The sequence below is a fragment of the Mesorhizobium sp. P160187 genome (assembly GCF_057766425.1).
On sequence record NZ_JBYMDX010000004.1, the window covers coordinates 722,748 to 742,858 of the forward strand.

Genomic DNA, 20,111 nt, shown 5'->3' on the forward strand with positions numbered 1-20,111 from the left:
GACACTCCCTGCCCGCCAGGGCCGTGCCGAGGGGCGAAGGTTGGGCTCGCCGACGACTGGGCCAAGATTTGCGCCATATTTGGTCGCCAAATCGGGTTGAAACAGTATAAAAACCCTGAAAGCCTGAAGACCAATCGCCTTGGGAGGAATTGCCTAATGAAAACCCGCGCCGCTGTCGCTGTCGCCGCCGGAAAGCCGTTGGAAATCATGGAGGTCGACCTCGACGGACCGCGCGAAGGCGAGGTGCTGGTCGAGATCAAGGCGACCGGCATCTGCCACACCGACGAGTTCACCCTGTCGGGCGCCGATCCCGAAGGCCTGTTTCCGGCAATCCTCGGCCATGAAGGCGCTGGCGTTGTCGTCGATGTCGGCAAGGGCGTCACCTCGGTCAAGAAGGGCGACCACGTCATCCCGCTCTACACGCCGGAATGCCGGCAGTGCCCATCCTGCCTGTCGCGCAAGACCAATTTGTGCACCGCCATCCGCGCCACGCAGGGCCAAGGCTTGATGCCCGATGGCTCCTCGCGCTTCTCGATCGGCAAGGACAAGATCTTCCACTATATGGGCTGCTCGACCTTCTCCAATTTCACCGTTTTGCCCGAGATCGCCGTCGCCAAGGTCAACCCGGACGCGCCCTTCGACAAAATCTGCTACATTGGTTGCGGCGTCACCACCGGCATCGGCGCGGTCATCAACACCGCGAAGGTCGAGCAAGGCGCGACTGCTGTCGTCTTTGGTCTCGGTGGCATCGGCCTCAACGTCATCCAGGGCCTGAAGCTCGCCGGCGCTGACATGATCATCGGTGTCGACCTCAACAACGACAAGAAGGCATGGGGCGAGCGCTTCGGCATGACGCATTTCGTCAATCCGAAGGAGATCGACGGCGACATCGTTCCTCACCTCGTCAACTTGACCAAGCGCGGCGCCGACCAGATCGGCGGCGCCGACTACACATTCGACTGCACCGGCAACACCAAGGTGATGCGCCAGGCGCTGGAAGCCTCGCATCGCGGCTGGGGCAAGTCGGTCGTCATCGGCGTGGCCGGCGCCGGCCAGGAGATTTCGACCCGGCCGTTCCAGCTGGTCACCGGCCGCACCTGGATGGGCACCGCCTTCGGCGGCGCACGCGGCCGCACCGACGTGCCAAAAATCGTCGACTGGTACATGGACGGCAAGATCCAGATCGACCCGATGATCACCCATTTGCTGAAGCTGGAAGACATCAACAAGGGCTTCGACCTTATGCATGAGGGCAAGTCGATCAGGAGCGTCGTCGTTTATTGAGGAGAAGAAGCCGCCGACCGAAGGGCCAGCGACTGTAGTTGCATGGGTTCAACAAGGGAGGAAGATAATGCCTGAGAAACTGCATCCGAAAATCGACAATGGCCTGCCGAAGGAAAGCGCAAGCTTTGCCGGCGGCACGCTGGTCTGTGCCTGCACCAGCAAGCCGGTGAAGGTGAAGGTCAAGGGCCAGATCGCCCACAACCATGCCTGTGGCTGCACCAAATGCTGGAAGCCAGACGGCGCGGTGTTCTCGATCGTGGCGGTCGCCGGCACCGGCGATGTCACCGTGACCGAGAATGGCGACAAGCTGAAGGTGGCCGACCCCTCGGCGCTGATCCAGCGCCATGCCTGCACCGGCTGCGGCGTCCACATGCACGGGCCGGTCGAACGCGACCATCCGTTCAAGGGCCTGTCCTTCATCCATCCCGAACGTTTCGAGGAAGACGGCTGGTCGCCGCCGGGCTTCACCGCTTTCGTCTCGTCGATCATCGAATCCGGCGTCGACCCGAAGCGGATGGACGGCATCCGCGGCCAGTTGAAGTCGATCGGCCTAGAACCCTATGACTGTCTCAACCCCGGCCTGATGGACTATATCGCCACCTGGACCGCGAAGAAGTCGGGCGCGCTGCCAGCCTGACAAGCCAAGATTTCTGGCATGGGGCCGGATAACATGCCGGCCCCATGTTCGTTTTGGAGAGACAATGCCCGCACCCGCCATATACGTCGACGCCGACGCCTGCCCGGTGAAAGCCGAGGTCGAGAAGGTCGCCGAGCGCCATGGTGTCGTCGTCACCTACGTCTCCAATGGCGGCCTGCGCCCGTCGCGCGATCCGATGATCCGCAACATCGTGGTGTCCAAGAGCGCCGACGCCGCCGACGACTGGATCGTCGACAATGCCAAGGCCAACGACATCGTGATCACAGCCGACATCCCGCTTGCCGCCCGCACAGTCGCGCTCGGCGCCCATGTGCTCGGGCCGACCGGACGCCCATTCACGCCGGAGACCATCGGCATAGCGGTGGCTATGCGCGATTTGAAACAGCATCTGCGCGAAACCGGCGAGAGCAAGGGCTACAATGCCAGCTTTGCGCCACAGGATCGCTCGCGTTTTCTCGGCGAACTCGACCGCATCTTGCGGCGGGCTCTGAAATCCGTCACACCCGACCAGACGTGAAGCATCATCCGAGGTCGGGCTATGGCCGACACATCGCCGAATAACCCCTTGCAGCGGCACAAGCAGTTCTTTGTGTCGCTAGCCGTCGGTCTGGTCGTATTTGCCGCGGTATTGCCTTTGATTGGATCGCTCCCCGTCTTCACGCGGCTTGCCTATTCGATCTCGATTGCCGCCGATTCCTTCTTCGTCGTCTTCATCGCGCTCGTCATCGCCAAGATGCCGCTGCTGTCCGGCCGCTATCTCAGCAAGAACGCGCGCGAACTGGACCTCCCAGTGCTGGGCATCTTTGCCATCACGCTCGGCATCGTCGCCATGGCCATTGTCCTGCTGTTCCTTTTGATCAATCACAAGGATCGCGACCCCATCGAACTCGGCTTCGCCATGCTGTCGATCCCGCTTGGCTGGTTCACCATCCATGCCATGGCCGCCCTCCACTATGCGCATGTCTACTGGATGGACGGCGACGCGATCGATGCCGAAACCAAGAAGAAGATACCGGTCGGCGGCCTCGATTTTCCCGGCAGCAAACGGCCGGACGGTTGGGACTTTCTCTATTTCGCGACGGTGATCGGCATGACCGCGCAGACCGCCGACACCGCGATCACGACCTCGCATATGCGCCGCGTGGTGCTTGTCCATTCGATCCTGTCGTTCTTCTTCAACGCCGTCATCGTCGCCGCCGTCGTCAATCTCGCGGTGAGCCTCGGCAATTGAGTATCCGTGCCCGCGATAAACCCGTGCCCGTAATAAAAACGTGACCGCATGAAACATCGCTTTCGATAGCGACGTATTGGGAGGACAAGGACGAGCGCGGCCATCCCAGGATCGCGCAGCCGGAGGCGAGGAAAAGATGGAAACCATTACCGTGAGTCAGCCCGGCGCAGGCGTCGATGCCGCCTCAACGAAGGATGCGACGCTGATCTACCGGCAATCGCGCTGGACCCGCCTGACGCACTGGCTGTGGGCGATCTCGCTGTTCTTCATGCTTTTGTCCGGCCTGCAGATCTTCAATGCCCGGCCGCAGCTCTACATCGGCAAGCAATCCGGCTTCGAGTACAACAACACCGTCTTTGCCATCGGCGCCGAAAACACCGCCACCGGCCCGCGCGGCTATACCGAAATCTTCGGCCATCGCTTCGACACCACCGGCGTGCTCGGCTGGTCGGGCCCGGCCGGTCAGCAAACCTCGCGCGCCTTCCCCTCCTGGGCGACGATCCCGTCCTATTACGATCTCGGCACCGCCCGCGTCGTGCATTTCTTCTTCGCCTGGATACTGACCACCACCCTGGTCGTCTGGCTGGTCGCCAGCCTGGTCAACGGCCATCTGCGCCGCGATCTGGCGCCGCGCCTTGACGATCTCAAGCGGCTGCCGCAGGACATCATCGAGCACGCCAAGCTCAGGTTCCACCACACACGCGAATACAACACGCTGCAGAAAATAGCCTATGGCGGCGTGCTGTTCGTGCTGTTGCCACTCATGATCATCACCGGCCTCGCCATGTCACCGAGCATGAACTCGGTGCTGCCCTGGTTAAACGAAGTGCTCGGCGGCCGGCAGACGGCGCGCACCATCCATTTCACGGTGATGGTGCTGCTGGTCGGCTTTTTCATCGTCCATATGATGATGATCCTCGCTGCCGGCCCGATCAACGAACTGCGCTCGATCATCACCGGCTGGTACCGCACGGATCCGCCAACGCATGGCGACAGCGAGAGGAGTGCGTGAGATGGCCAAATTCCCGATCAGCCGCCGAAAGTTCCTGACGGGTGCCGGCCTCGGCGTTTCCGGCATCATGTTGTCGGGCTGCGATGCCTTCGACAGCCAGCTCGGCATGGGCGATGGCCTGCGCAGTTTCCTCGAAAACGCCAATGGCCTGACCTACCGCGCGCAACGCTGGCTTGCCGGCCGCGATGCTCTGGCGCCGGAATTCACCGAGGCCGACATCCGCCAGCCGCAGCGGCCGAACGGCGTCACCGCGCCCGACGATGACACCTACAAGGGCCTGCTCGCCAACAATTTCGCCGACTGGCGGCTGGAGGTAACGGGCCTGGTCGAAAAGCCGCTGTCGCTCAGCCGCGAGCAGTTGGAGAACATGCCGAGCCGCACGCAGATCACCCGCCACGACTGTGTCGAAGGCTGGAGCTGCATCGCCAAATGGACCGGCACCCCGCTGTCGCTGGTGCTCGACCAGGCTGTGGTCAAGCCGCAGGCCCGCTATGTCATGTTCCACTGCCTCGATACGATCGATCGCAGCCTCTCCGGGGAAATCAAATATTACGGCACCATCGACCTGATCGATGCCCGCCACCCGCAGACGATCCTGGCCTACGGCCTCAACGGCAAGCCGCTGCCGGTCGAAAACGGCGCGCCGCTGCGCGTGCGCGTCGAACGACAGCTCGGCTACAAGATGCCGAAGTATCTCTACAAGATCGAGCTCGTCGACAGTTTTGCCAATATTGGCGGCGGCCGCGGCGGCTATTGGGAAGACAATGGCTATGACTGGTATGGCGGGATTTGATGGCCTCGCATTCTGACCGAGCACGATCTGACTCCGACCGAACCGAGCTTGCCTGAGGAAGCCGGTTTCGAGCGCGTGGCCGAACTTGGCGATTGGCCTGAAGACACTCCAATATCGTCCTCTGCAAAACGGTCGCAGAAAACGGCGCGGCTTAAGCAACCTTGTCGAGCAGTGGCTTGAGCGCCGGATGTATCTCCGGCGAGGCGAGTTTGATCAGCGTCAGCAGCGCGCGTTCATTGTCACGCAGCGGGCGGTCGGTGCCGATGCGATCGGCCAGCCATTTCGCCTCGCTGGCGTCGATCGTCTCGGCGCGGCGCGCGAGTGCCTCGGCGGCACGGTTCTTCGACTCCCATTCGGCCTCGATATCGCCGGGCGAACGATAGGCTTCCATGATGCCGGCCAGTCCGCCCGACACCATGCGGCTGAAGAAGCCACCAATTTCGGGCTCGGCCTGGTCCAAGAAACTGTCACGACGCAGCGCCACATCGCGCGTCGGCGCTTCGTAGCCGGCCGAACACATGACGAAATTGGCGAGCGCCTTGACGAACAGGTCGTTCCAGGACGGGTCGTTGTGGGCCGCTGCGGTCTGCTCGTTGATCTGGAACAGCACCTCGGCCTCAACCCGTGTGATGGCAATGTTACCGTCGCCGCCATAGGCGTGGAGAATGCGGCGCAACAGATCGACCTCTGCCTTGGCGACCAGCCCGGGAACCAGCGCGCCGCCGAGCATCAGTGGTCCCTTGCCGTCGACCACCGCGTTGGCGACCTGCTCGAGCGCGTAGGCGGAGAGCCGGCCGGGCGATGATTTCGCCCTTTCCAGCACATGCACCAGGAGCTCCAGTTCGGTCACACTGTCGACCATTCCGTCGCGCGAGATGGTCTGGATCAGCCAACCGGCATTGTCTTCAGAGATATAGCCTGCCGGCTTTTCCTGGTGGACGATGTAGTCGGTAACGGCCTCGACGAAGAATTCAGGCCATTGCGGGCATTTGTCCGTCGCTGTCGCATCGAGCGCGAACAGTGCTTCAGCCTCGCCGCGCGTCACCACGCCGTCAGCGAACACTTCGCGACGCAGCATGACGACATCTTCCGCCGTGATGCGGTCCTTCGAGGCCAGCCCCGCCACCGGCGCGCTCCCGATCCGTTCGCCCATCTGTCAATCCCCATCCGCCGTGCCCAACGCAATTGCCGGCCAAACCGTCAGCCCAGAATATCGCCATTGTCTTGAAAAACCGGCAAACGGCGTGGTTAGCGAAGACTGTAAAGACGACGCGCTTTACGTGTCGCTGGCAGGTGACAAGGTGTCGCCGACAAGCTATGGATGGCGCGTCGAGGGCTTAAGTTTTGAGTCCTACCTGTTTGCGGGAGAGAGCAGCGCGAGCTGCCGCCGAAGGGGAAATCGCCCGAAATCTCTCAGGCAAAAGAACCGTAGACGGGAAAGACACTCTGGAAAGTCGGGGCTTGCCCCCGCGCCGAAGGTGTAAGCGTCGCCGACAGAGTTCCGGTTGCGCGAGTCTCTCAGGCTTCAGACAGAGGGGCACGGACTGGTCGCCAGCAGCGGCCGATTGCGTGCGACTCTGGAGATGACATGACGGGCGACGACACCAAACACCTTCCTCTCGAAGATCTGCACACCGCCGCCGGCGCACGCTTTGGCGCCTTTGCGGGCTGGTCGATGCCGCTGACCTATCCGGCCGGCGTGATGAAGGAGCACCTTCACACCCGCGAACATGCCGGCCTGTTCGACATTTCGCATATGAAGCTGTTCGAGATCAGCGGACGGGGCGCTGCGGCACTGCTCAACCGCGCCAGTCCGCTCGATGCCGGCGCGCTTGAGATTTCACAGTCCAAATATAGTTTCTTCCTCAACGAGGCCGCCGGGATCATCGACGATCTGATCGTCACCCGGCTCGGCGCCGAGCGCTTCATGGTGGTCGCCAACGCCGGGAATGCGGTCGAGGACGAGAAGCATTTGCGTGCGCTGGCCGCGGACTTCGACGTCAAAGTCGATGCGCTCGACCGCGTCTTCCTGGCGATCCAGGGGCCGGAAGCCTGGGCTGCCTTGTCCCGCGCCGGCATCGAGACCGGCTCGCTCTTGTTCATGCATGGCATCGAGCCGAAGCAAAACTGGTTCATGAGCCGCTCCGGCTACACCGGCGAGGACGGCTTCGAGATCGGCCTGCCGGAGGCGGATGCGCGCGCTCTGGCCGCGAAACTGCTCGAGGACGAGCGTGTGTTGTGGATCGGCCTTGCTGCCCGCGACTCGCTGCGGTTGGAGGCCGGCCTGTGCCTGCACGGCCAGGACATCACGCCGGAGATCGATCCGGCGAGTGCCGGCCTGATGTGGGCGATCCCCAAAGATCTCCGCGCCGGCGGGTCCTTCATCGGCGCCGATGCGCTGCGGTCCATCCTGGAGCGCGGGCCGTCGCAAAAGCGCGTCGGCCTGAAGCCGGACGGCCGCCAGCCGGTGCGCGCCGGCGCTGCTTTGTTCGATGCCGACGGCGATCCGGCCGGCTACGTGACATCAGGCGGCTTCGGCCCGTCGGCCGGCCATCCCGTCGCCATGGGCTATGTGTCAACGGCCTTGGCCAAGCCGGGCACGAAACTGTTCGCCGACGTTCGCGGGACGAAAATCCCGGTCGATATCAGTTCCTTGCCCTTCACTCCTCATCGCTACCGCAAAGGATAATTCCGATGGCAAAAACCTATTTCACACAAGATCACGAATGGCTGAGCGTCGAGGGAGGCATCGCCACCGTCGGGATAACCGACTATGCGCAGGAACAGCTTGGCGATCTCGTCTTCGTCGAACTGCCTCAAATCGGCACCAAACTCAGCAAGGGCGACACCGCCGTGGTCGTCGAATCCGTCAAGGCGGCATCCGATGTTTATGCGCCGGTTGATGGCGAGATCACCGACGCCAACGGCGCGCTGTCCTCGGACCCGTCGCTGGTCAACTCCGCTGCGACCGGCGACGGCTGGCTGTGGAAGATGAAGCTCGCCGACGAAGGCCAACTCGCAGGCCTCATGGATGAGGCCGCCTACAAAGCCCATATCGGTTGACATCAGGACCTATTGCCATGAGCGCAGCACTTACCCCCTTCTCGGCCCGCCACATCGGTCCTGATGTAAACGACGTCAGAGCCATGCTTGCCGTGATCGGCGTTCCCTCCGTCGAGACGCTGATCAGCCAGGCCGTGCCGCAGTCGATCCGCCTCGATCTGCCGCTAGCCCTTCCCGCGCCGGCGAGCGAAGCCGAAGCGCTGGCCGAATTGGCTGCGACCATGGCAAAAAACAGGGTGCTGAAGAGCTTCATCGGCGCCGGCTATCACGGCGTCCATGTGCCGCCGGTCATCCAGCGCAACCTGTTCGAGAACCCGGCCTGGTACACCGCCTATACGCCCTACCAGGCCGAGATCAGCCAGGGCCGCCTGGAAATGCTGTTCAACTTCCAGACCTTGGTCACCGAATTGACCGGCCTGCCGGTGGCTTCGGCCTCCCTGCTCGACGAAGCGACGGCGGTGGCCGAAGCGGTCGGCATCGCGCTGCGCCATCACCGCGACAAGCGCACCAAGGTGGCGCTGGCCGGCACGCCGCATCCGCAGACGCTGGACGTCGTGCGCACCCGCGCCGAGCCGCTCGGCATCGAGATCGATGGCGAGACCATCGACGACAACACCGCCGCCCTGCTGGTCTCCTGGCCGGACACGTTTGGCGTTTATGGCGACCACAAGGCGGCGATCGAGAAGGCTCGCGCCACCGGCGCCGTGGTCGTCTTCATCGCCGATCCGCTTGCGCTCACGCTGACCGAAGCGCCGGCCAGGCTTGGCGCCGACATCGCCGTCGGCCCGATGCAGCGCTTTGGCGTGCCGATGGGCTTTGGCGGCCCGCACGCCGCCTATTGCGCCGTCTCCGACAAGCTGACCCGGCTGATGCCCGGCCGCCTCGTCGGCCAGTCGATCGACAGCAAGGGCCGTCCCGGCTATCGCCTCGCCCTGCAGACGCGCGAACAGCATATCCGCCGCGACAAGGCGACCTCCAACATCTGCACCGCGCAGGCGCTGCTTGCCAACATGGCGACCGCATACGCGATCTGGCACGGGCCTACTGGTTTGCAGGCGATCGCAGCCCGAATTCATGAGCTCGCCAACGGCCTCGCAGCAGGCCTGAAAACCGCTGGTGTTTCCGTGCTCGGCTCAAGCCGTTTCGACACGGTGACGGCCGAAGTGAAGGGCAAGGCAGCTTCGATCGCCGCTGCCGCTGAAAAAGGTGGCCGGCTGCTGCGCGTCATCGATGCCGACCGCATCAGCATCGCCTTCGACGAAACCTCGACCGAGGCGGATCTCGAGGCTATCGCCGCCCTGTTCGGCGCCAAGTCCGGCGCTACTGAGGCCGGCGCGATGCCCGGCAAGCCGCGCGGCAAGGAGTTTCTGACCCAGCCGGTTTTCCGCGAAAACCACTCCGAGACCGACATGATGCGCCTGCTGCGCAGGCTAGCCGACAAGGATTTGGCGCTCGACCGCACCATGATCCCGTTGGGCTCCTGCACCATGAAGCTCAACGCGGCGGCCGAAATGATGCCGGTCAGCTGGCCTGTTGTCGCCAACCTCCATCCCTTCGCGCCGGCCAGCCATTCGGCCGGCTATCGCGCCATGGTCGGCGAGCTGGAAGGCTGGCTGGCGGAGATCACCGGCTTCGACGCCGTCAGCCTGCAGCCCAATGCCGGCAGCCAAGGCGAATATGCCGGCCTGCTCGCCATCCGCGCCTATCACCGTTCGCGTGGCGAAGGCCATCGCACCATCTGCCTGATCCCCCAGTCCGCGCATGGCACCAATCCGGCGAGTGCGGCGATGGCCGGCATGAGCGTCGTCGTCGTGCGTTGCCTGGAGGACGGCAATATCGACATGGACGATATGCGGGCCAAGGCCAACGAGCATTCGAAGAATCTCGCAGCCCTGATGTTCACCTATCCCTCGACGCACGGCGTCTACGAGGAAGGCGCGCGCCACCTGTGCGCTCTCATTCACGAGCATGGCGGCCAGGTCTATTTCGACGGCGCCAACCTTAACGCCCTGGTTGCTTTGGCGCGGCCCGCCGATATCGGCGCCGATGTCTGCCACATGAACCTGCACAAGACCTTCTGCATCCCGCATGGCGGCGGCGGTCCGGGCGTCGGTCCGATCGGCGTCAGGGCGCATCTGAAACCCTATCTGCCGGGTCATGTCACCGAAGGTTCGGCGCATGCCGTGTCCGCTGCCCCGTTCGGCAGCGCTTCCATCCTGCCGATCACCTGGATGTACATCCGCATGATGGGCGCCGCCGGCCTGAAGCAGGCGACGGAGACGGCGATCATCTCGGCCAATTATGTGGCGACGCGGCTCGCGCCGCACTTCCCGCTTCTCTACAAGGGCAGGCACGATCGCATCGCGCATGAATGCATCCTCGACACGCGCGTCCTCAAGGAGAGCGCCGGCATCAGCGTCGATGATATCGCCAAGCGGCTGATCGACTACGGCTTTCACGCGCCGACCATGTCGTTCCCTGTCGCCGGCACGCTGATGGTCGAGCCCACAGAGTCCGAGCCCAAGCGCGAACTCGACCGGTTCTGCGAGGCGATGATTGCCATCGCCGGCGAGGCAGCGAAAGTGGCGAAGGGCGAATGGCCGCTCGAGGACAACCCGCTGGTCAATGCCCCGCACACGGCGGCCGAAACCCTTGCCGGCCAGTGGACTCACCCCTATTCGCGGCTGGAAGCGGCCTACCCCGCTGGCGATGTCGATACGGCGGCCAAATACTGGCCGCCGGTCTCGCGCATCGACAATGTCGCCGGCGACCGCAACCTCGTCTGCTCCTGCCCGCCGTTGTCGGAATATCTCGGCGCCGCCGAATAACACTCTGGCCTGTCAGGCTGAACGCAAGGCCGGTCCGTCGGCCTTGCCGTTGAGGACAAGCACGCGATTTCGCCCGTCGTTCTTGGCCGCGTAGAGCGCCCGGTCGGCCTCGGCCAGCACTTCATCCAGGCTGCTGCCGTCTTCCTTGCCAAAGCCAATGCCGCCGCTGACGCTGCTGCGCAACGGCCCGCGCGGCGTCGGCACCACTTCCGTGCCGAAGGCGACGCCGATCCTGCTGGCGAGATCGTAGGCCTTGTCTTCGGTCATCCGAGACATGACCAACGCGAACTCCTCGCCGCCCAGCCGGAAGGCGTCGACGCCAACCCTGTCATACTTCTTGATGACTGCGGCGAAACGGCAAAGCACCCGGTCGCCGACGGGATGGCCATAGATGTCGTTGGTCCGCTTGAAGTGGTCGAGGTCGAACATGGCGACCGACATGAACGGGCCGAAGACGCGCTCGCCATAAAGCGAGTTCAAAGCCCGCCGGTTCATGAGACCGGTCAACGGGTCGGTCAAGGTCTCGGCCTTCAGTTCGATCTGTGCCTGCAGATGATGCAGCGACAGCGTCAGCGCGCCGAGCGCCGTCATGCAGGCGACTGCCACGACCGAATTCAACCGCTCGGCCCAATTGTCGGGTGCGACGCCGAGCACCCACTGGCCCTTGACCAGAAGCACGGCGCCGCAGAGCCCGAAGGATACGCCGCAGACGCCGCTTAGCGCCGAAACGACCAGCAGAATGCCGCGATCCTGACTGCCCTTGATCCAGAACATCACCCCGATCGAGGCGAGCAGCACTGTTACCGTCGTATAGGTGAGGATGAAGCCGACACCATCGAAACCGAGATAGGTCACGCCGGCGCAGACAGCCATCGCAAGCATGGCCGGCAGGACAGCGCGGCTGTAATTTCGCACACCAAGATATTGCATGGCCGAAAGTGAAAGCGCCAGGAAACCGAGGCTGAGCAGCGCCAGCGCCGCCTGGCAAAGCAAGGGACTGGGCTCCCTCGTGTAGCGCCAGAAGACGATGACGTGGGCGACAAGGACGAGAATGCCGCACGCCACCGTCAGCACGAAGCGTGCACGCGGCGCCGTGAACCAGATCACAAACATGGTGACGCTCAGGCATGTGCCCGACAGCGCAGCCGCCAGCAATAGCGAACTGAAATCCAGCATGGATGAGCGGCAACCTTTGGGATCTTCGATTTGTGGCGCATCATAGGCATGCAACCGGCCGGAGATACCGTTTTCGGCCGGTTTTCAAAGCAACCTGCCGACAGGGTTTACAAAGCGTCGACTGCCGTCCCGCGAAGCTCGGCACGCGAGTGTCCCTAGTCTCAGCCCTTGTTGAGCAGCGCCAGATTGGCGTTGATCACGCTCGGGTCGGCCATGCCGGCCCTTGCTTCCATGAGCAGCGCTCTCGCCTTGTTCTTGTTGCCGCGCAGCAGCTGCGAATAGCCCATATTGTTGACAATCTGCGGCTTGCGCCCGGCAACCTTCAAAAGCTGGTCGTAGGCGCGGTCGGCGAAGTCGAAGCGGCCGAGTTCGTCATAGGAGGCGGCAAGCCCCATCCATCCCTCGGCACTGTCGGCCTTCAGTTCCACGGCCTTGCGGAAATGCTGTTCGGCAAGGCCGTAATTGGCCTCGCGGAACTGCGCCTTGCCTTGCGCAAGGTCGGAGGTGCTGACGTCTTTTGCCACCGGTTGGATCGATGTGGTCTTGGTTTTGTCGACGTTGTCGGTCGTGCAGCCGCCGACCATCAAGACGGCCGCTAGCGCGGCCATTACCGTGAAACTTCTGTGACGCATGCCCCTGGCCCCAATCGCCCGATTTACCGGGTCGTTCTCTGAGGAAGCAGACTACAACAGGGCGATTAAACTTCAGTGCGGAAACGCGCCTAAAATTTGGTTTCGGGCACAGAAGCCATTAACCAACCGAAGCCTATTCCGGCTCCAGCGCCTTGAGCCCCGCCGGAAACTGATAGCGCCTGCCGTCGTAGCGCAGCCGGTAGGTTCGTTTCATGGACCTGCCGGGATGGGACTGGCACTCGCCATTCTTGTCGACAGACGGATTGTCGGTGTCCAACCGCTCGAACACTGTGATGTCGTGATAGCCGTGATGTCTCGCCGGGCTCATCGCCAGGCTGACCCGGTTGGATTGAAAGGATCCTGCGCAATTGGTGTCGCCTTCGCCGCCAAAGCCGGCCACGATGATGCCGTCGAGCACCAGGCGCAGAGCACCGCCGTCAAGGGCATAGAGCCGCAGGTCGGTTTCACTGTAAGGATTCGGCTGCGAATGGTTTGCCATGTCGATGCGCAGGCCGAAGGCGCTGACATCGGGCGCCAATCTGTAGCGCCCGGTATCGAAGTCGATCTCGCGGATGCCGACGGCATCATCGGTCATCAGCCCGGGCTGGAGCAGGCGCTGGCGCACCTGCCGGGTCTTCCTGTCGACGACCAGAAGCTCGACATCGCCGAAATGCCCGTCGTCGCTGGATTGGGAGCTGTCGATCAGCGGCACGGCGACCAACAACAGGTCGTCATGGGCGGGCCAGATCTTGCAGACCACGCCGAATGGCGCATCGCCATCCCAAAGCGTCTGGGCGATGCTGGTATGAGGTTCGAGCGTGAAGGAGGCGCCATCGGCACTCTTTTGGGCCTTGGGATATGCCTGCTGCACCAGAGCGGCAGAGTCGCCGCAATCGTCGGCCGCGGCCGAGGCCGGCGACAGACTGGCCGCGGCGAGGCCGAGGAAGGCGGTGCACAAGACTATTCGCATGGACGGCTCACTCATTTTGCTTTTTGCGGACTTTGCCGAAGGAGAGCGGCCAAACCGGCCGGATATGACATCCAGGCGAAGCGTAGTTGAAGTGAGTAACCGCAGAAAGCCGCCGGGCGGCCACTTGGTATCTACTGCCTTGGTATCTACTGAACCGCCGTCATTTTGACGATGATCGGGATGACGGCGATCATCAGCACCACCGGCAGGATGCACACCACCACCGGCACCGACATCTTGGCCGGCAAGGCATGTGCCTTCTCCTCGGCCAACGACATGCGCTTGTGGCGCATTTCGTCGGAGAACACGCGCAGCGCCCCGGCGAGGCTGGTGCCGAGTTCCTTCGACTGCTGCAAGAGCGTGGCGAAGGAGCGCACCTCGTCCAGGCTGAGGCGGTCGGCGAGCGCCTTCAATGCATCGTCGAGGCTGCGGCCGGCCCTGAGTTCCAGCGACACCAGCTGCAGGTTTTGGCTCAGCGACGGATAGGTCTTGGCCAGTTCCTTCGAGACGCGCTCGATGCCGGCCTCCATGCTCATGCCGGCATCGGAGCAGACGATCATCAAATCCATGAAGTCGGGAAAGCCGTTGCGGTATTCGCGCATCTTTTCCCGCACCTTTTGGCTGAGCACCAGGCCGGGCACGAAATAGCCGGCGGCTCCCGACAGGATGATGAAGGTCCAGCGGCTGGTCGCGGTGGAATCGGCGCTGCCCATCCAATGGTTGACCAGGAACGCGCCGATCGCTGCGCCCACCAGGCAGGCGAAGCGGATCAGGAAGAATGTGCCGACCGCGCGCGGCTCCATATAGCCCGCCTGGATCAGCTTCATACGCAGCCGGGCGACATTTTCCGGATCGCTCTTGGCGTAGAATTCCTGCGCCCGCTTCACCGCCTTCTCGCGCACGACGCTCTGGTTCTTCTTCGGCGCCACCTCGGCCTGTTGGGGAGTCTTGCTGTCGTCGATCTTGAGCCGGCGCTTGAGATCGTTGCGGTCGCCTTTGGCCACCACCAGCGGCCATGCCACCGCGCTGCCGCCCAATGCCAGCAGCATCGCGGCTACCGGCATCAGCGACGTCGGCGCCAGCGAGGCAAGAAACTGGATCACCTGCTCCATCTCAGAACCGGAAGTTCGACATCTTGAACATGATGATGTTGCCCAGCATCAGCCATGTCACCGAACCGCCCAGCAGATACCAGGTCTTCGGCACATCCCAGACGCTTTGATAAAATTGCGGCATCATCACCATGATGGCGGCGAACAGCAGCGCCGGCACCGCCGTCAGGATATAGGCCGACATACGACCCTCGGTCGAAATGGCGCGCACCTTGCGGCGCAGCTTGCCGCGTTCGCGGATCGTCGTCGACAGCCCGTCGAGGATCTCGCGCAGATTGCCGCCCGAACTCGTCTGGATGGAAACCGCGGTGACGAACAGCGGCAGATCCTCCTGGCCGACGCGATCAAACAGTGAATTCAACGCCGAAACCAGGTCGGAACCATAAGTCACCTCGTCGGAGATAACGCCGAATTCGGTGCCGATCGGATCGGGCATCTCGCGCGACACCATGGAGATCGCCACCGGAACCGGATGCCCGGCCTTCAAGCCGCGCGTGATCAATTCCAGCGCCTCCGGCAACTGCACGCCGAAACGCTTCACCCGCCGGGCACGCTTGGAACGCAGCACAATTACCGGCAGCAGCGCTGTCAGCACCACAAACAGCAAAATGGCGAGCAACAGCGGCAGGCCGTACCAGAGCGCGACGAGCATCATCGCCAGCGCCACGCCCGTCGTCATCGTCAGGAATTTCGGCAAGGGCATCACCATGCCAGACTGCGTGCGCAGCGCGCGAAAACGGTCGGGCGAGAAGAATGACGTGCCGGAATCGAGGCCGCGTTCCTTGCGCAGCTGGATCAGCACCTGTTCCTGGCTGATCTTGTTTTCCTGCAGCTTCATGCGCCGGTTGATAGCCAGGCGCTTGTCGCTGCGGCCGGCATAGAGCAGATAGCAGCCTTCGGCGATCATGATGCCGGTCAGCGCTGCCGCGGCATAAACGACATAGATCGGGCTGAAATTCTCGAACACCCGGCTACTCCTGCGGCCGGCCGGGTTCGAAATATTTGCCGGGGAATTCAATGCCCATATTGCGCAGGTCCTCGAGGAAACGCGGGCGAATGCCGGTCGCCTCGTAGTGACCGAGGATCTTGCCGTCGGCCTCCATGCCAGTGCGCACGAAGCGGAATATCTCCTGCATCTGGATGACGTCCCCTTCCATGCCGGTCACCTCGGCGACGCTGGTCACCTTGCGCTTGCCGTCCGACAGTCGCGTCAGCTGGACGATAAGGTCGAGCGCGCTGGCGATCTGACTGCGGATCGACTGCACCGTCATCGGCATGCCGGTCATGCCCAGCATCTGCTCGAGGCGTGAAATGGCGTCGCGCGGCGTGTTGGCGTGGATGGTCGCCATCGAGCCTTCATGTCCGGTGTTCATCGCCTGCAGCATGTCGAAGGCCTCCTCGCCGCGGCACTCGCCGAGGATGACGCGGTCGGGGCGCATGCGCAGCGCGTTCTTGACCAGGTCGCGCTGCTTCAGCTCGCCATGACCTTCGATGTTGGCGGGGCGCGTTTCCATGCGCGCGACATGCGGCTGCTGCAGCTGCAGTTCGGCCGCGTCCTCGATGGTGATCAGCCGTTCGTCTTCCGGAATGAAGGCCGACAATGCGTTGAGCATCGTCGTCTTGCCGGTGCCGGTACCGCCCGAGATGATGGTCGTTTTGCGGGCGTGGACTGCAGCCGCCAGCACCTCGGCCATGTTCTGGGTGATGGCGCCGAACTCGACCAGCTTGTGCAGGCCGAGCTTGTTCTTTGAAAACTTGCGGATCGACACCAGCGGCCCGTCGACGGCGACCGGGCGAATGGCGGCGTTGAAGCGCGAGCCGTCGAGCATGCGGGCATCGACCATCGGTTGCGATTCGTCGACCCGGCGGCCGACGGCGGCGACGATCTTGTTGACGATGCGCAACAGGTGCGCCTCGTCCTTGAACGGGATATGGACCTGCTGCAGCTTGCCCCGCTTTTCGACGAAGCAGTTCTGGTGGCCGTTGATCAGGATATCGTTGATGTCGGGATCCTTGAGCAGCGGTTCCAGCGGCCCGAGGCCGACCATCTCATCGACGATGTCGTCGACCAGTGCTTCAAGTTCGACGGTGTTGATCGCCATACGCTCCTGGCGGGTCTTTTCCGACACGAACTCCTGCACCTGCCGGCGCATCTCATCCTTGGGCAGGCGCTCCAGCGCGACCAGGTTGATTTCCTCGAGCAGCAGCCGGTGGATGCGCACGCGGGCATCGAGCACCTTGTTGGCGCTTTTTCCCGGTGTTGTCTCCGGCTTCGGCGGCAAGGCCTTGCGGTTCGTCGGGATGACCACGGCGTGATGCGCGACCGGCGCCGCCTCGGCCGGCTTCAGCGCGCGGACGTCACGGTTCTGCAGGGTCGAGAAGCGGCTGGTCATCCGGCTTTCCTCTTCAGGAGGCCCCTGCCGATGCCGAACAGCGAGCGCGATTTCTCCGGCGTCACCACGGCTTCTTCCGGCAGGATGATCCTCTTCAGATCGTTGACGACGTTGGCGTTCGGGTCGATCTCATGCAGCGGCACGCCGCGGTCGACCGCTTCACGCACAAGCCGGTAATTGTTGGAGATGCCGCCGACGAAATGCTCGCCCAGGATTTCCTGGACATCCGCCTGCTTGATGCCGTTGTCGAACATCTTCTGCTCGAAACGATTGACGATGACGTTCGGCTTCACTTCCTTGCCGGCCGTCTCGTAGACCGCCTGGATCAGCCGCTGCGTGTGGCGCAGGCATGGCACCGTCATTTCGGCGACGATGTAGAGCTTGTTGGAGCCGAGCAGCACCGTCTCCGTCCACGGAAACCAGGTGCGCGGCATGTCGATGACGACGTTATCGAAATAGGCCGAGACGAGATCGAGCATGCGCACCACGACATCGGTCTTGAACGAGCGCATTTCCGACGGATGCGTTGGCGCCGCCAGCACGCAGAGCCCGCTCGCATGCTTGGACAGCATCACATCCAGCAGCTGACGGTCGAGGCGCTCGGGCTGGTTCTCGATTTCGGTGATGTCGAAGCGCGGCTCGAGGTCGAGATATTCGGCGCAGGCGCCTTGCTGGAAATTGAGGTCGACCACGCAGGTCGACGCGCCGCGCGTCACCGAATGATGCAGCTGGAAGGCGGTCTGCAGCGCCAGCGTCGTGGTGCCGACGCCGCCGGCGGCCGGCATGAAGGTATAGATCTGCGACTCGGTGTTTTCCTCGCGCCCCGGCCCTTGCAGCGCGCGCACGACCGACCGCACCAGATCGGCGGTGGTGATCGGCTTGACCAGGAAATCGGCGACCTGGAGCTGCACCAGGATCCGCACTGCGGCTGCGTTGAATTCCTGGGTGACGACGACCACCGGAACGCGGCCTTCAAGCCGGCGCATGATGCGCTGCAGCGACTCGATCTCTTCCAGCTTTGCCGCATCCATGTCGACGATGAGCGCGCCGAAATCGGCTTCCTGGACCTCGCCGCGCAGTTCGGTAATGTTCTTCTCGACGGTCGAAAGCTGGATCACCTCCGAGGCCGCGAACGCGGTGCGCGTATCCTGCGCAAAGGTCCGGTCGCTGGACACCAGCAGGATCTTCTTGGTCTTGATGCCGCTTGCCATTTTGTCAGCCTGTCAGGTCATTCCCGGTCAAATCACCGGGCAAATCAATCGGTTGTCGCTGTCGGTTGCACGGCCTTGGCAGCAGCAGCCTGGTCGGCGGCGTTGACTGCCGCCTCACTGCGCTGCGCCGGCACCAGCAGCCTGGTGTTCTGGACGCCGTATTTCCAGGGATCGACCATCTGCATGGCCGTATTGGCGGCCTGTGCGTTGCCGGCGGCAATCGTCGGTCCCTCGGAGCGGACATAGTCGTCGCTGGTGCAGCCGCTGGCGAGGCCGGCGATCAGCAGGGCGATGCATGATTCCACGCGCATGGCTTCAATCCTTCGGCAGGTCGAGGAAATGCCCGACGGTGGTGACCGCGGCCGGCTGTGCCGTACTGCCGCTGGCCATTGCCACTGCACGATTGGCGTCGGATGATTTCACTTCCTCGGTGTTGTTTAGGAAATAGTCGACATTGCTGGCCGGCTGCGTGCCGTCGGTCGGCTCGAGCAGCTTCTTCGACGGATCGACCGGCTTGACCAGATAGGGGGTGACGATGATCACCAGATCGGTCTCGCGCCGCTGATATGATTTGGAGGAGAACAGCGAGCCGAGCACCGGCAGCTTGCCGAGGCCGGGAAGACGCGACGTGGTGATGTCGTTCTGTGACTGCAGCAGGCCGGCGATCATGAAGCTCTGGCCGTTCTTCAGGTCGACCGATGTCCTGGCGCGGCGCACGATAAAGCCCGGCACCGAGATATTGCCGATATTGTAGGAGGCCGAAGCATCGATCGAGGACACTTCCGGCGCGATGTCGAGGCTGACCAGCCCGTCCTTGAGAACCGTCGGCGTGAAGTCGAGGCTGACGCCGTATTTCTTGTAGCTGACGGAAATCTTGCCATTGTCCTCGGAGACCGGGATCGGGAACTCGCCGCCGGCGAGGAAGCTTGCCGTCTGGCCCGAGCGGGCGATCAGGTTCGGCTCTGCCAGCCGCCGGGCAAGGCCACGTTCCTCCAGCGCCTTGATGGCGACGTCGATCGACAGGCCGTTGGACAGCAGCCGGCCGATGATCTCGCCATTGCCGGCTCCCGGCACCGAGCCCGGCTCGATGGTGACATCGCGCCCGCCAATGCCGTAAGCAAAATTGGCGCTGTATTTGGCGCCGAGATCCTGTCCGGCCTGGCGATTGATCTCGACGAAGCGGACGTTGAGCTGAACCTGCTGCGAGGACGAGATGTTGACCGAATTGATCACTTCCTCATTGCCGGAGAAGCGGCTGGCGATCTTGCTTGCCTTCTCGGCGGCGACCGCGTCATCGGCCTCGCCCGACAGCACGACGCGGCCATTGGCCGAGCCGACCTTGATCTTGGCGTCCGGCACGCTGGCGCGAATGGTGCTGGCCAGCTGGTCGGTGTCCAGCGTCACCTCGATGTCTACGGTGCCGACCAGCTGCTTGTTCTCGTCGAACAGCGCGATGCCGGTGGTGCCGAGATTGTTGCCCAGCACATAGAAGGATTTGTCGGTCAGCGGATTGACGTTGGCGATCTCCGGATCGCCGATGACGATCTGGTAGAAGGCGGCATTGGTCATGACCGTCTTCGGCTTGCCCTTGGCCACCTTGATCGACGCATTCGTTGTCGACGAGACATGGACTATATCGTTGTCGGCCTTCGCTGGCGCGCTGAGGCCGAGCATTACGGCCGCGGCAAGGCAAGCCCCCACCGCAAGCGCCCGCATTGGGCGCAGCCCTTTCGTCGTCTGAAATGCAT

Annotated in this window: 19 protein-coding genes and 1 riboswitch; of the genes, 9 read left to right on the forward strand and 10 right to left on the reverse strand. The window is 63.1% G+C overall.

Features of this window, described 5'->3' with window-relative positions; translation table 11 throughout:
• The first annotated feature begins 156 nt into the window (after positions 1-156).
• From AC3CCE_RS20570 to AC3CCE_RS20595, 6 genes are all read left to right on the forward strand, one after another.
• Positions 157-1,284 (forward strand): S-(hydroxymethyl)glutathione dehydrogenase/class III alcohol dehydrogenase, encoded by a 1,128-nt coding sequence (locus AC3CCE_RS20570; protein ID WP_023681583.1) that lies wholly within the window; start codon positions 157-159, stop codon positions 1,282-1,284.
• 67 nt (positions 1,285-1,351) lie between these two features.
• Positions 1,352-1,921, forward strand: a complete 570-nt coding sequence (gfa, locus tag AC3CCE_RS20575; protein ID WP_352625714.1) for an S-(hydroxymethyl)glutathione synthase — start codon at positions 1,352-1,354, stop codon at positions 1,919-1,921.
• 64 nt (positions 1,922-1,985) lie between these two features.
• Positions 1,986-2,459, forward strand: a complete 474-nt coding sequence (locus tag AC3CCE_RS20580) for a YaiI/YqxD family protein (RefSeq protein WP_352625712.1) — start codon at positions 1,986-1,988, stop codon at positions 2,457-2,459.
• A 21-nt stretch (positions 2,460-2,480) separates the two neighbouring features.
• Positions 2,481-3,173, forward strand: coding sequence for a DUF1345 domain-containing protein (locus tag AC3CCE_RS20585; protein ID WP_023681586.1), 693 nt, complete (start codon positions 2,481-2,483; stop codon positions 3,171-3,173).
• Positions 3,174-3,309: 136 nt separating this feature from the next.
• On the forward strand, positions 3,310-4,185 hold the full coding sequence (locus AC3CCE_RS20590; protein WP_023822980.1) for a cytochrome b/b6 domain-containing protein: 876 nt from the start codon (positions 3,310-3,312) through the stop codon (positions 4,183-4,185).
• Between the two features lies 1 nt (position 4,186).
• Positions 4,187-4,978, forward strand: coding sequence for a molybdopterin-binding protein (locus AC3CCE_RS20595; protein WP_023822981.1), 792 nt, complete (start codon positions 4,187-4,189; stop codon positions 4,976-4,978).
• Positions 4,979-5,129: 151 nt separating this feature from the next.
• Here AC3CCE_RS20595 and AC3CCE_RS20600 read toward each other — a convergent pair whose 3' ends face one another.
• A complete protein-coding gene (locus AC3CCE_RS20600; protein ID WP_023735311.1) occupies positions 5,130-6,131 on the reverse strand; it encodes a hypothetical protein in 1,002 nt (333 codons plus the stop codon).
• A gap of 199 nt (positions 6,132-6,330) precedes the next feature.
• Positions 6,331-6,417, forward strand: a riboswitch (glycine riboswitch).
• A gap of 149 nt (positions 6,418-6,566) precedes the next feature.
• On the opposite strand from AC3CCE_RS20600, the gene gcvT reads away from it, so the two are divergent.
• Genes gcvT through gcvP form a run of 3 tightly spaced genes read left to right on the forward strand, consistent with a single transcriptional unit; the run spans position 6,567 to position 10,869 of the window.
• A complete protein-coding gene (gene gcvT / locus AC3CCE_RS20605; RefSeq protein ID WP_023695441.1) occupies positions 6,567-7,667 on the forward strand; it encodes a glycine cleavage system aminomethyltransferase GcvT in 1,101 nt (366 codons plus the stop codon).
• Positions 7,668-7,672: 5 nt separating this feature from the next.
• Positions 7,673-8,041, forward strand: a complete 369-nt coding sequence (gene gcvH / locus AC3CCE_RS20610; protein WP_023688297.1) for a glycine cleavage system protein GcvH — start codon at positions 7,673-7,675, stop codon at positions 8,039-8,041.
• A 17-nt stretch (positions 8,042-8,058) separates the two neighbouring features.
• Positions 8,059-10,869: an aminomethyl-transferring glycine dehydrogenase gene (gene gcvP, locus AC3CCE_RS20615; protein WP_023729867.1), complete on the forward strand. Its 2,811-nt coding sequence runs from the start codon at positions 8,059-8,061 to the stop codon at positions 10,867-10,869.
• Positions 10,870-10,881: 12 nt separating this feature from the next.
• Here the strand turns inward: gcvP and AC3CCE_RS20620 are convergent, their stop codons facing one another.
• From AC3CCE_RS20620 to AC3CCE_RS20660, 9 genes are all read right to left on the reverse strand, one after another.
• On the reverse strand, positions 10,882-12,045 hold the full coding sequence (locus AC3CCE_RS20620; RefSeq protein ID WP_023704532.1) for a GGDEF domain-containing protein: 1,164 nt from the start codon (positions 12,043-12,045) through the stop codon (positions 10,882-10,884).
• A 161-nt stretch (positions 12,046-12,206) separates the two neighbouring features.
• Positions 12,207-12,653 (reverse strand): hypothetical protein, encoded by a 447-nt coding sequence (locus tag AC3CCE_RS20625; protein ID WP_245261158.1) that lies wholly within the window; start codon positions 12,651-12,653, stop codon positions 12,207-12,209.
• A gap of 157 nt (positions 12,654-12,810) precedes the next feature.
• A complete protein-coding gene (locus tag AC3CCE_RS20630) occupies positions 12,811-13,863 on the reverse strand; it encodes a PA3715 family protein (RefSeq protein WP_245261854.1) in 1,053 nt (350 codons plus the stop codon).
• Complete coding sequence (locus AC3CCE_RS20635) at positions 13,794-14,759, reverse strand: type II secretion system F family protein (protein ID WP_023725707.1); 966 nt, start codon at positions 14,757-14,759, stop codon at positions 13,794-13,796. The genes AC3CCE_RS20630 and AC3CCE_RS20635 overlap by 70 nt, the downstream gene beginning before the upstream one ends.
• 1 nt (position 14,760) lies before the next feature.
• Positions 14,761-15,726: a type II secretion system F family protein gene (locus tag AC3CCE_RS20640; RefSeq protein ID WP_023688292.1), complete on the reverse strand. Its 966-nt coding sequence runs from the start codon at positions 15,724-15,726 to the stop codon at positions 14,761-14,763.
• Positions 15,727-15,730: 4 nt separating this feature from the next.
• Positions 15,731-17,152, reverse strand: coding sequence for a TadA family conjugal transfer-associated ATPase (locus AC3CCE_RS20645; RefSeq protein WP_023667600.1), 1,422 nt, complete (start codon positions 17,150-17,152; stop codon positions 15,731-15,733).
• Positions 17,149-18,363, reverse strand: a complete 1,215-nt coding sequence (locus AC3CCE_RS20650; RefSeq protein WP_023667601.1) for a CpaE/TadZ family protein — start codon at positions 18,361-18,363, stop codon at positions 17,149-17,151. Before AC3CCE_RS20650 ends, AC3CCE_RS20645 begins: the two co-directional genes overlap by 4 nt.
• A gap of 44 nt (positions 18,364-18,407) precedes the next feature.
• Positions 18,408-18,674 (reverse strand): hypothetical protein, encoded by a 267-nt coding sequence (locus AC3CCE_RS20655; RefSeq protein ID WP_352511671.1) that lies wholly within the window; start codon positions 18,672-18,674, stop codon positions 18,408-18,410.
• 4 nt (positions 18,675-18,678) lie between these two features.
• Complete coding sequence (locus AC3CCE_RS20660) at positions 18,679-20,079, reverse strand: type II and III secretion system protein family protein (RefSeq protein ID WP_031193121.1); 1,401 nt, start codon at positions 20,077-20,079, stop codon at positions 18,679-18,681.
• Between the last annotated feature and the right edge of the window lie 32 nt (positions 20,080-20,111).